Here is a 10,507-nt window from a genome sequence, read left to right as displayed (position 1 = left end):
TTCGGTCACTCCGGTGGCGGCGACAAGAAAGCGAAGAGGGCGGAATAATGGGCAAGGATGCACGCGCCCGCGTTCTCGCGGACACGCAAGCCAAGGCGATCGGACGGATGATCCGTGTCAGCCCCCGTAAGCTGAACCTGGTCGCTCAGTCGATCCGCGGCAAGAAGGCCGAAGCGGCTCTCAACGAGCTGACCTTCTCGCAGAAGCGCATCGCTGGCGCGGTCAAGAAGGTTCTGCAGTCGGCGATCGCCAACGCCGAGAACAATCACGACCTCGACGTCGACAACCTGGTCGTTACCCAGGCTTCGGTCGGCAAGAACATGGTCATGAAGCGCTTCCATGCGCGTGCCCGCGGTCGCGGCGCAGGCATCGAGAAGTTCTTCAGCCAGATCACCATTGTGGTCGAGGAACTGAAGGAAGCTGCCGAAAAGAAGGCCAAGGGCAAGAAGAAGGCCCCGGCCAAGAAGGCAGCCCCGAAGAAGACCAAAGCGGCTGAAGCCGCGCCTGCCGAGGAGAATGCGTAATGGGTCAGAAAGTTAATCCGACCGGCCTTCGGCTTGGTGTCAACCGCACCTGGGATTCGCGGTGGTATGCCGGCAAGAAGGAATACGGCAAGCTCCTGCAGGAAGACATCAAGATCCGCGAGCACCTGACCGAGCGCCTCAAGGCCGCCGGCGTGTCGCGTGTCGTGATCGAACGCCCGCACAAGAAGTGCCGCATCACCATCCACTCGGCGCGTCCGGGCGTGGTGATCGGCAAGAAGGGCGCCGACATCGAGAAGCTCAAGGCCGACGTTCAGAAGTACACCACTGACGAAGTGCATCTGAACATCGTCGAGATCCGCAAGCCTGAAATCGACGCCAAGCTGGTGGCTGAGAACATTGCTCAGCAGCTCGAGCGCCGCGTTGCCTTCCGTCGCGTGATGAAGCGTGCGGTTCAGTCGGCGATGCGTTTGGGCGCCCAGGGCATCCGTATCAATTGCGGCGGCCGTCTGGGTGGCGCGGAAATCGCCCGTATGGAGTGGTACCGCGAAGGTCGCGTTCCGCTGCATACGCTGCGCGCCGACATCGACTATGGGATCGCCACGGCGAAGACCACCTACGGCACCTGCGGTGTCAAGGTGTGGATCTTCAAGGGCGAGATCATGGAGCACGATCCGTTTGCCGTCGAAAAGCGGAATGCGGAGAACACGGACCAGGGCCGTGGCCAGCAGCAGTCGGAGCGCAAAGAGCGTTCCAACGCTAATGCGCCCGCTCCGGCCGGCGAATAAGACGGAAAGAACACCGCCATGCTTCAACCAGCACGAACCAAGTTCCGCAAGCAGCACAAGGGCCGTATCCACGGCGCTGCAAAGGGCGGCACGCAGCTCAACTTCGGCGAATACGGCCTCAAGGCCCTCGAGCCGGAACGCATCAATGCCCGCGAGATCGAGGCGGCCCGCCGCGCGATTACCCGCGAAATGAAGCGCGCCGGCCGCGTCTGGATCCGCGTGTTCCCCGATGTGCCCGTGTCGAAGAAGCCCGCCGAAGTCCGAATGGGCTCGGGCAAGGGTGCTCCGGAATACTGGGTCGCCAAGATCAAACCGGGCCGTATCCTGTTTGAGATCGATGGCGTCGATCTGGCCACCGCCAAGGAAGCCATGCGCCTTGGCGCCGCCAAGCTCTCCGTCGCGACGAAGTTCGTCGCGCGCACTCTGTGAGGCCGCCGATGGCTGACAAAAAGTCCAAGAAGGTTGCTGCTGCGAAGACGTCGACCAAGGCCGATGATTTCCGCACCAAGTCGACCGACGAGCTGAACGACCAAGTGGCCAAGCTGAAGAAGGAGCAGTTCAACCTGCGCTTCCAGAAGGCCAACGGCCAGCTCGAGAAGACGGCCCGCATCCGCGCCGTGCGCCGCGACATCGCGCGTATCGAGACGATTTTGGCCGAACAGCGCCGCAAGGCTGGTTGAGGAGAATAGAACATGCCTAAGCGCGTGCTGCAGGGCGTCGTGGTCAGCGACAAGAACGCGAAGACCCTCGTGGTCAACGTCGAGCGTCGCTTCATTCATCCGGTGATGGGCAAGACCGTCCGCCGCTCGAAGAAGTACCACGCTCACGTCGAGACCGGCGAATACAAGGTCGGCGACATCGTTCGCATTCAGGAAACACGTCCGATCTCCAAGCTTAAGTGCTGGGAAGTGATCGAGCGCGTGTCCGGCAAATAGGTACGGCGAGCATCGGGAGTAGATTGTTATGATTCAGATGACGACACAGCTTGACGTGGCCGACAATTCCGGCGCGCGTCGCGTGGAGTGCATCAAGGTGCTCGGCGGGTCGCACCGCCGGTATGCCGACGTCGGCGACGTGATCGTGGTGTCCGTGAAGGAAGCCATTCCGCGCGGCCGCGTGAAGAAGGGCGAAGTCCTCAAGGCCGTCGTTGTGCGCACCGCGCATGGCGTGCGCCGTCCGGACGGCAGCCTGATCCGCTTCGACGGCAATGCCGCCGTGCTGGTCAACAACCAGGGCGAGCCGATCGGCACCCGCATTTTTGGACCGGTTACTCGCGAACTTCGTGCGAAGAACCACATGAAGATCATTTCGCTGGCGCCGGAGGTGCTCTGATGGTTGCGAAGATCAAGAAAGGCGACCGGGTGATCGTCACCACGGGCCGCGACAAGGGCAAGAAGGGCGAAGTGCTCAAGGTTCTCCCCAAGGAGAGCAAGGCCGTCGTCTCTGGCGTCAACACCGCCAAGCGCCACCAGAAGCCGACCCAGCGTGCTCAGGGCGGTATCGTCAACAAGGATCTGCCGATCGATCTGTCGAATCTCGCGCACATCGACCCGAAGTCGGGCGAGGCGACGAAGGTCGGTTGGAAGGTGCTGGGCGACGGGCGCCGCGTGCGTTTCGCCAAGAAGTCCGGTGAGGTCATCGATGTCTGAAGCAGGAAAGAAGCCCAAGGCCGAGAAGGGTCCGAAAGGCAACCCGATTGAGAAGGCCAAGGCGGAAGCCAAGGCCGACAAGAAGGCCAAGAAGGGCGAGAGCAAGTCCGCTGCCGGCGCTGCCGTCGGCGAGACCGCTAAGGACCCGAACTATACGCCGCGCATGAAGCAGCGTTACCTCGAGGTCATCCGCCCGGCGCTGATGAAGGAGTTCGGCTACAAGAACGGCATGCAGGTGCCGAAGCTGAACAAGATCGTCTTGAACATCGGTGCCGGCGAAGGTTCGCAGGACACCAAGAAGATCCAGGCCGCGTTGAACGACCTGACCGCGATTGCCGGTCAGAAGGCCGTGATCACCAAGGCCAAGAAGGCGATTTCGACCTTGAAGATCACCGCCGGCCGTCCGGTTGGCGTGCGCGTGACGCTGCGCCAGGAACGCATGTACGAATTCCTGGACCGCCTGGTCACCATGGCGATGCCCCGCATCCGCGACTTCCGCGGACTGAACCCGAAGAGCTTTGACGGCCGCGGCAACTACGCCCTGGGTCTCAAGGAACACATGATTTTCGTCGAAATCGACTACGACAAGACTGAGACCGTGTGGGGTATGGACATCATCCTCAACACCTCTGCGAAGACCGATGCGGAAGCGAAAGCGCTTCTCAAGGGCTTCCAGTTCCCCTTCACGAATTGACGGCGAGGCGTTATGGCGAAGATTTCCCAGATCAATCGCAACAAGAAGCGCGAGAAGCTGGTGGCCCAATACGCCGCCAAGCGCGCTGCGCTCAAGGCCCAGGCGAAGGACCCGGCGGTTCCGGAAGAGGAGCAGTTTGCTGCGCGCCTCAAGCTTTCGAAGCTGCCGCGCAATTCCTCGAAGGTGCGCATCAAGCATCGTTGCGACCTGTCGGGCCGTTCGAAGGGCTACTACCGCAAAGTCAAGCTGTCGCGCATTGCGCTTCGTGACTTGGCGAATTTCGGCCAGATCCCTGGCATGACCAAGGCGAGCTGGTAAGGAGAACCGGGACCATGGCGATTTCCGATCCCATTGGCGATTTGTTGTCGCGTATCCGCAACGGCCAGCTTCGCGGCAAAGCGAAGATTGTGTCGCCCAATTCGCGGTTGCGCACCTCATTGCTCGACGTGCTGCAGTCCGAAGGCTTCATCCGCGGTTATGCGGAAGTGGAGTTCAAGGACGGGTTGAAGCAGCTCGAAATCGAGCTCAAGTATCATGAAGGCCGCCCCGTGATCCGCGAACTGAAGCGCGTATCGACCCCGGGCCGCCGCGTCTATACCTCGGTGAAGGAACTAAAGCCTCACCGCCAGGGCTTGGGCGTCAGCATCGTTTCGACGCCGCAGGGCGTGATGACCGACTCCTCTGCCCGCGACAAGAACGTCGGCGGCGAAGTCCTCTGCCAGGTGTTCTAGGAGAAGCTCAATGTCTCGTATCGGCAAGAAGCCGGTTGCGCTGCCGAAGGGGGTTACCGCCTCCATCGATGGCCAGTCGGTCAAAGTCAAAGGTCCCAAGGGCGAGCTCTCCGTCACGCTGGTGGAAGAGGTCGAGGTCAAGCTGGATCCGGAGCACGGCGTCGTCGTCAGCCCGCGCGAAGGGTTCGAGCGCGCCGACCAGATGTGGGGCCTTTCCCGCACCCTGGTGAACAACCTGGTCGTCGGCGTCACCGAGGGTTTCTCGACGAAGCTGGAAATCCAGGGCGTCGGCTATCGCGCGGCGGTGCAGGGCAAGGTCCTGCAGCTGCAGCTCGGCTACAGCCACGACGTCAACTATCCGATCCCGGAAGGCATCGCGATCACGGCCGAAAAGCCGACGCTCTTGACCGTTTCGGGCATGAACAAGCAGCTCGTCGGTCAGGTCGCGGCCGAGATCCGCTCCTGGCGGTCGCCGGAGCCCTATAAGGGCAAAGGCGTGCGGTACGTTGGCGAGTATGTCCGCCGCAAGGAAGGCAAGAAGAAATGACAACGACACTGTTCGACCGCCGCAAGCGGCGCAACCGCTATCGCCTGGTGCAGAACGCCAACGGCCGTCCGCGCCTGTCGGTGTTCCGTTCGGGCCGCCACATCTACGCCCAGGTCATCGACGATCTGGCCGGCGGCACGGTTGCCTCTGCCTCGACCAACGAGAAGGGCAGCAAGGTTGCCAAGTCGTGGAACCTGGACGCCGCCAAAGTGGTGGGCAAGCTCATTGCCGAGCGCGCCGTTGCCAAGGGCGTCAAGCAGGTGGTCTTCGATCGCGGCGGGTACATCTATCATGGGCGCGTCAAGGCGCTCGCAGACGCCGCCCGTGAGGGCGGTCTCGAATTCTAAGAGAGGGAACAGCAAGTGGCCCGTGAAGGCAGAGAACGCGGCGATCGCGAAGAGCGCGACAGCGAGTTCGTAGATAAGCTGGTCCATATCAACCGCGTCGCCAAAGTGGTGAAGGGCGGCCGGCGTTTCGGGTTTGCGGCTTTGGTCGTCGTTGGCGATCAGCGCGGCCGGGTCGGGTTCGGCCACGGCAAGGCGCGTGAAGTGCCGGAAGCGATCCGCAAGGCGACCGACGAGGCCAAGAAGTCCCTGGTCCGCGTGCCGCTGAAGGACGGCCGTACGCTGCACCATGAGAGCTTCGGTCATCACGGTGCCGGCAAGGTCGTCGTGCGTCCGGCTCCGGCTGGTACCGGCATTATCGCCGGCGGCCCGATGCGTGCGGTGTTCGAAGCCCTCGGCGTCGGCGACGTGGTCGCCAAGTCGGTTGGCACCTCGAACCCCTACAACATGGTTCGCGCCACCTTTGATGCCTTGAAGCTGCAGCAGTCGCCGCGCCTTGTTGCGCAGCGCCGCGGCCGCTCCGTTGCCGAGATCATCTCGCGCCGCGAAGGCCAGAAGGGCGCTGCCGAAACCACCGGCGCATAAGGAACACGACCATGGCCGACGAGAACAAGAAGACCATCACCGTGAAGCAGGTGCGCAGCGCGGCCCGCCGTCCGGCGATCCAGACTGCAACCCTCAAGGGCCTTGGCCTGGGCAAGATGCATCGCGTCCGCGAGCTGGAGGACACGCCCGCAGTTCGCGGCATGATCCGCGCCGTCCAGCACTTGGTCGAGATTGTCGAAGAGAGCAAGTAACATGAAACTCAACGAGATCGCCAACAAGGCGGGCGCGCGCCACAAGAAGACCAAGGTCGGTCGTGGCTCGTCGTCGGGCCTGGGCAAGACCTCCGGCCGCGGCGTCAAGGGTGCCAAGGCGCGCACGGGTAATGCCGTGTACGGCTTTGAAGGCGGCCAAATGCCGCTGCACATGCGCATGCCGAAGCGCGGCTTCAACAACATCTTCGCCAATGATTTCGCCGAAGTGAATCTCGGCCGCATTCAGAAGGCGATCGACGAGAAGAAGCTCGATGCCTCCGCCAAGATCGACGCGGCCGTGCTCCGGGGCGCCGGCCTGGTGTCGAAGAGCCGCGACGGCGTTCGTCTGCTCGCCAAGGGCGAAGTCACCTCGAAGCTGACCATCGAAGTGGCCGGTGCCTCCAAGTCGGCCGTGGAAGCGGTCGAGCGTGCGGGCGGCTCTGTGACTGTTACCTTCAAGAAGAAGGTCAACATGAACAAGAAGGGCGAGCCGGGCAAGCGTCAGCAGCGGCGCATCAAGTCTGCCGAAAAGCGGGCCGCGCAGAACGGCTGAGGAACCCCTATATTAGGTCCCAGCCGATTTGGAGTAGACGATGCCGTCAGCCGCCGAACAACTTGCCGCCAACTTCAATCTCAGCAATTTCGCCAAGGCGAAGGAGCTGCGGCAGCGTATCATTTTCACGCTCGGCGCGCTGATCGTGACCCGTCTGGGCACCTACATCCCGATGCCGGGCATCGACCCGGCTGGGATGGCGCGGTTCATCAACCAGCAGGGCGGCGGTCTCCTCGACATCTTCAACACCCTGGCCGGCGGCGCGGTCAGCCGCATGGCGATCTTCGCCCTCGGCATCATGCCGTACATCTCGGCGTCGATCATCATGCAGTTGATGACGACGGTGTTTCCCGAGCTCGAAGCCCTCAAGAAAGAGGGTGCCGCGGGCCAGAAGGTCATCAACCAGTATACCCGTTACGGCACCGTGGTGCTGGCTTCCGTTCAGGCCTTCGCCATTGCCATCGGCCTCGAGCACGGGCAGGGCATTGTGCTTGATCCCGGCATGTTCTTCCGCCTGACCACGGTCGTGACGCTCACCGGCGGCACCATCCTTCTGATGTGGATCGGCGAGCAGATCACCAGCCGCGGCGTCGGCAACGGCATTTCGCTGATCATCTTCGCCGGCATCGTGGCGCGCTTCCCGCAGATCATCGGGCAGGCGTTGGAAGGGGCTCGTACGGGCGCCTTGAACCCGCTGGTTCTGGCATTCTTCGTCGTGTTCGCGATGGCCCTGGTCGGGTTCATCGTGTTCATGGAGCGGGCGCAGCGCCGGCTTCTGGTGCAATATCCCAAGCGCCAGGTTGGTCAGCGCATGTTCGGCGGCGAATCCTCGCACCTGCCGCTCAAGCTCAACGTTTCCGGCGTTATTCCGCCGATTTTCGCCTCGTCGATCCTGCTGATGCCGATGACGGTGGCGCAGTTCAATGCCCAGAGCCTGCCGGAGTGGGCGACCAGCATCATTCAGCTGATCAGCCGCGGCCAGCCGCTCTACCTGTTCCTGTACGGCGCGATGATCATTTTCTTCGCGTTCTTCTACACCTCGATCGTCTTCAACCCCGAAGAGACGGCCGAGAATCTGAAGAAGTACGGCGGCTTCATCCCGGGCATCCGTCCCGGCAAGAAGACGGCGGAGTACATCGACTACGTGCTCACCCGGTGCACTGTTATCGGCTCGCTTTATCTGACGATCGTGTGCCTGATCCCCGAATTCGCGACCCATGAGGGCTTGTCGTTCGCCCTCGGCGGCACGTCGATCCTGATCGTGGTCAGCGTGACCATGGATACCGTTGCGCAAATTCAGAGCCATCTGATCGCGCAGCAGTACGAAGGTCTCATCAAAAAAGCGAAGTTGAGGGGAGCGCGTCGGTGAATCTCGTAATTTTTGGGCCTCCGGGCTCGGGCAAAGGCACGCAGGCCAAGATTCTGCAGGAAAAGAACGGCTGGGTTCAGCTTTCCACGGGCGACATGCTGCGCGCGGCGATCGCGGCCGGCACCGAACTGGGGAAGAAATGCCAGTCGATCATGGCGGCCGGCGAGCTGGTTCCCGACGCGGTCGTGATCGGGATCATTTCCGAGCGCTATGACCAGCCGGATTGCGCCGAGGGCGTCATCTTCGACGGTTTTCCGCGCACCATTCCGCAGGCGGAAGCGCTTGACGGCATGTTGAAGAGCCGCGACACGCAGATCGATCTGGTGATCGAGCTGAAAGTCGCCGACGAAGTGCTGATCGACCGCGTCAAGGCCCGCATCGCCCAGTCGGGCGGCGTGGCGCGCGCGGACGACAATCCTGAGACGCTTGCAAACCGTCTCAAGGTTTACCATCAGAACACCGCGCCGCTGCTGGCGTACTACGAAAAGCAGGGCAAGCTGGTGACGGTTGACGGCATGTTGCCGATCGGCGAAGTCACCAAGCTGATTGCGGACGTGATTGAAAAGGCCGGCCACAAGGGCTGTTTGGGGATCGGCTAAGATGTTGAATTCCCCCGTAAAAGGGGGCGGTTGACTGGGGGGCGCGCATCCCTATAATCCGCGCCCCTGCGGTCGAGAAATTGAGGTTTCTCAAGGCCTTGGCGTTTCTGCTTCGGTTTTGTAGGGCCTTTGTTGCAGACGTTTGGAACTGAATTGCGGGCATGAAGCCCGTTTGGAGAAGACCCGTGGCACGCATTGCCGGCGTTAACATTCCGACACAGAAGCAGGTCTGGATCGGCCTGCGCTACATCCATGGCATTGGTCCGCAAAAGGCCAAGGAGATTTGCGAGAAGACGGGCATCGACCCCACTCGCCGCGTCCACGATCTGACCGACTCGGAAGTCATTCAGATTCGCGAAGCCATCGACCGCGACTACCTCGTGGAAGGCGACCTGCGCCGCGAAGTGGCGATGAACATCAAACGGCTGATGGATTTGGGCTGCTATCGCGGCCTGCGCCATCGCAAAAACCTGCCGGTCCGCGGCCAGCGCACCCATACGAACGCGCGCACCCGCAAGGGTCCCGCCCGCGCCATCGCCGGCAAGAAGAAGGTGACGAAGTAAAATGGCCGCTCCCGAGAAGAAGGCGCCGCGCGCCCGCAAGAAAGAAAAGAAGAACATCGTCGTCGGTGTTGCGCACGTTGCTGCGACCTTCAACAACACGATCATCACCATCACCGACACGGCGGGAAATGCGATTTCCTGGTCGAGCGCCGGCATGATGGGCTTCAAGGGTTCGCGCAAGTCGACCCCGTATGCCGCTCAGGTTGCGGCCGAAGATGCGGGCAAGAAGGCCGTCGAGCACGGCATGCGCACCTTGGAAGTGGAAGTTTCGGGCCCGGGCTCTGGCCGTGAATCGGCGCTGCGCGCGCTGCAGACCGTTGGTCTGGTCGTGACGTCCATCCGTGATGTGACGCCGATCCCGCATAACGGCTGCCGTCCGCCGAAGCGCCGCCGCGTTTAATTCGCGCGAAGGAGTTCATTGGGTGCGGCGCTCGGTTTTTCGAGCCTGCACCCAACGAGTAAGGTTCGGAGAGTGAGTACCCGTCGAACGCAATGGGCGTGATCCGACATGTCCGGGAAACGATGAGGAAAAGAAGTGTTTCAGAAAAATTGGCAAGAACTGATCAAGCCGCAGAAGCTTCGCATTGATACTGCTGGGCAGGATGCGGGCCGCTATGCGGTGATCACGGCCGAGCCGCTCGAACGCGGTTTCGGCTTGACGCTCGGCAACGCGCTGCGGCGCGTGCTGCTGTCTTCGCTCCAGGGCGCTGCCGTCACCTCGATTCAGATCGAGGGCGTGCTGCATGAATTTTCCTCGATCGCCGGCGTGCGCGAGGACGTCACCGACATCGTGCTTAACGTAAAGCAGGTGGCGTTGAAGCTGCATGCTGACGGCCCCAAGCGCCTGGCGCTCAAGGCCACCGGCCCGGGCGAAGTCACCGCCGGCCAAATCCAGGCGATCGCCGACGTCGAGATCCTCAATCCCGATCTCGTACTGTGCACGCTCGACGACAAGGTCGAGTTCCGCATGGAACTGACGGTCAACAGCGGCAAGGGGTACGTCCCGGCCGACCGCAATCGTCCGGAAGATGCGCCGATCGGGCTGATCCCGGTCGACAGCCTGTTTTCGCCGGTCAAGAAGGTTTCGTACAAGGTCGAGAACACCCGCGAGGGCCAGATTCTCGACTATGACAAGCTGACGCTGACGGTCGAGACCAACGGCGCGCTGACGCCTGACAATGCCGTGGCCTATGCCGCGCGCATTCTGCAGGACCAGCTGCAGGTGTTCATCAATTTCGAGGAGCCGCGCGAGCGCGTTACCGAGGAAGCCAAGCCCGATCTCGCCTTCAATCCGGTCCTTCTCAAGAAGGTCGACGAGCTCGAGCTGTCGGTGCGTTCGGCGAATTGCCTCAAGAACGACAACATCGTCTACATCGGCGACCTCATCCAGA

The 10,507-nt window shown here is 62.0% G+C and carries 20 protein-coding genes; all 20 read left to right on the top strand.

Features of this window, described 5'->3' with window-relative positions:
* The first annotated feature begins 47 nt into the window (after positions 1-47).
* Complete coding sequence (gene rplV, locus AC1P6P_RS03920; RefSeq protein ID WP_481401130.1) at positions 48-524, top strand: 50S ribosomal protein L22; 477 nt, start codon at positions 48-50, stop codon at positions 522-524.
* The gene (gene rpsC, locus AC1P6P_RS03915; protein WP_481401128.1) at positions 524-1,270 is read left to right on the top strand and encodes a 30S ribosomal protein S3; all 747 of its coding nucleotides are present in this window, start codon (positions 524-526) and stop codon (positions 1,268-1,270) included. Before rplV ends, rpsC begins: the two co-directional genes overlap by 1 nt.
* 18 nt (positions 1,271-1,288) lie before the next feature.
* Complete coding sequence (gene rplP, locus AC1P6P_RS03910; RefSeq protein WP_481401127.1) at positions 1,289-1,699, top strand: 50S ribosomal protein L16; 411 nt, start codon at positions 1,289-1,291, stop codon at positions 1,697-1,699.
* 8 nt (positions 1,700-1,707) lie between these two features.
* Complete coding sequence (gene rpmC, locus AC1P6P_RS03905; protein WP_481401126.1) at positions 1,708-1,950, top strand: 50S ribosomal protein L29; 243 nt, start codon at positions 1,708-1,710, stop codon at positions 1,948-1,950.
* Between the two features lie 12 nt (positions 1,951-1,962).
* Complete coding sequence (rpsQ, locus tag AC1P6P_RS03900) at positions 1,963-2,205, top strand: 30S ribosomal protein S17 (protein ID WP_481401125.1); 243 nt, start codon at positions 1,963-1,965, stop codon at positions 2,203-2,205.
* A 28-nt stretch (positions 2,206-2,233) separates the two neighbouring features.
* Entirely contained in the window at positions 2,234-2,602 is a 369-nt protein-coding gene (rplN, locus tag AC1P6P_RS03895) for a 50S ribosomal protein L14 (protein WP_481401124.1), read from the top strand.
* Positions 2,599-2,919 carry a 50S ribosomal protein L24 gene (gene rplX, locus AC1P6P_RS03890; RefSeq protein ID WP_481401129.1) on the top strand — a complete coding sequence of 107 codons (321 nt, stop codon included), beginning with the start codon at positions 2,599-2,601 and terminating at the stop codon, positions 2,917-2,919. The genes rplN and rplX overlap by 4 nt, the downstream gene beginning before the upstream one ends.
* Positions 2,912-3,613, top strand: a complete 702-nt coding sequence (gene rplE / locus AC1P6P_RS03885) for a 50S ribosomal protein L5 (RefSeq protein WP_481401123.1) — start codon at positions 2,912-2,914, stop codon at positions 3,611-3,613. Before rplX ends, rplE begins: the two co-directional genes overlap by 8 nt.
* A gap of 12 nt (positions 3,614-3,625) precedes the next feature.
* Complete coding sequence (gene rpsN / locus AC1P6P_RS03880) at positions 3,626-3,931, top strand: 30S ribosomal protein S14 (protein ID WP_481401122.1); 306 nt, start codon at positions 3,626-3,628, stop codon at positions 3,929-3,931.
* Between the two features lie 14 nt (positions 3,932-3,945).
* The gene (gene rpsH, locus AC1P6P_RS03875) at positions 3,946-4,344 is read left to right on the top strand and encodes a 30S ribosomal protein S8 (RefSeq protein WP_481401121.1); all 399 of its coding nucleotides are present in this window, start codon (positions 3,946-3,948) and stop codon (positions 4,342-4,344) included.
* Positions 4,345-4,354: 10 nt separating this feature from the next.
* Positions 4,355-4,891: a 50S ribosomal protein L6 gene (gene rplF / locus AC1P6P_RS03870; protein ID WP_481401120.1), complete on the top strand. Its 537-nt coding sequence runs from the start codon at positions 4,355-4,357 to the stop codon at positions 4,889-4,891.
* Positions 4,888-5,238: a 50S ribosomal protein L18 gene (rplR, locus tag AC1P6P_RS03865; protein ID WP_481401119.1), complete on the top strand. Its 351-nt coding sequence runs from the start codon at positions 4,888-4,890 to the stop codon at positions 5,236-5,238. Before rplF ends, rplR begins: the two co-directional genes overlap by 4 nt.
* A 15-nt stretch (positions 5,239-5,253) precedes the next feature.
* Positions 5,254-5,820, top strand: a complete 567-nt coding sequence (gene rpsE, locus AC1P6P_RS03860; protein WP_481401118.1) for a 30S ribosomal protein S5 — start codon at positions 5,254-5,256, stop codon at positions 5,818-5,820.
* Between the two features lie 11 nt (positions 5,821-5,831).
* Positions 5,832-6,032 carry a 50S ribosomal protein L30 gene (gene rpmD, locus AC1P6P_RS03855; RefSeq protein ID WP_481401117.1) on the top strand — a complete coding sequence of 67 codons (201 nt, stop codon included), beginning with the start codon at positions 5,832-5,834 and terminating at the stop codon, positions 6,030-6,032.
* A gap of 1 nt (position 6,033) precedes the next feature.
* Positions 6,034-6,585: a 50S ribosomal protein L15 gene (rplO, locus tag AC1P6P_RS03850; RefSeq protein ID WP_481401116.1), complete on the top strand. Its 552-nt coding sequence runs from the start codon at positions 6,034-6,036 to the stop codon at positions 6,583-6,585.
* 40 nt (positions 6,586-6,625) lie between these two features.
* Positions 6,626-7,954 (top strand): preprotein translocase subunit SecY, encoded by a 1,329-nt coding sequence (gene secY / locus AC1P6P_RS03845; protein WP_481401115.1) that lies wholly within the window; start codon positions 6,626-6,628, stop codon positions 7,952-7,954.
* The gene (locus AC1P6P_RS03840) at positions 7,951-8,553 is read left to right on the top strand and encodes an adenylate kinase (RefSeq protein ID WP_481401114.1); all 603 of its coding nucleotides are present in this window, start codon (positions 7,951-7,953) and stop codon (positions 8,551-8,553) included. The genes secY and AC1P6P_RS03840 overlap by 4 nt, the downstream gene beginning before the upstream one ends.
* A gap of 185 nt (positions 8,554-8,738) precedes the next feature.
* The gene (gene rpsM / locus AC1P6P_RS03835) at positions 8,739-9,116 is read left to right on the top strand and encodes a 30S ribosomal protein S13 (RefSeq protein WP_481401113.1); all 378 of its coding nucleotides are present in this window, start codon (positions 8,739-8,741) and stop codon (positions 9,114-9,116) included.
* A gap of 1 nt (position 9,117) precedes the next feature.
* Positions 9,118-9,516, top strand: a complete 399-nt coding sequence (rpsK, locus tag AC1P6P_RS03830; protein WP_481401112.1) for a 30S ribosomal protein S11 — start codon at positions 9,118-9,120, stop codon at positions 9,514-9,516.
* Between the two features lie 135 nt (positions 9,517-9,651).
* The coding region (locus AC1P6P_RS03825; protein ID WP_481401111.1) for a DNA-directed RNA polymerase subunit alpha at positions 9,652-10,507 on the top strand (856 nt) is incomplete at its 3' end.

It is taken from the genome of Rhizomicrobium sp., assembly GCF_056722145.1.
This window is presented reverse-complemented; position numbering and strand designations above follow the sequence as displayed.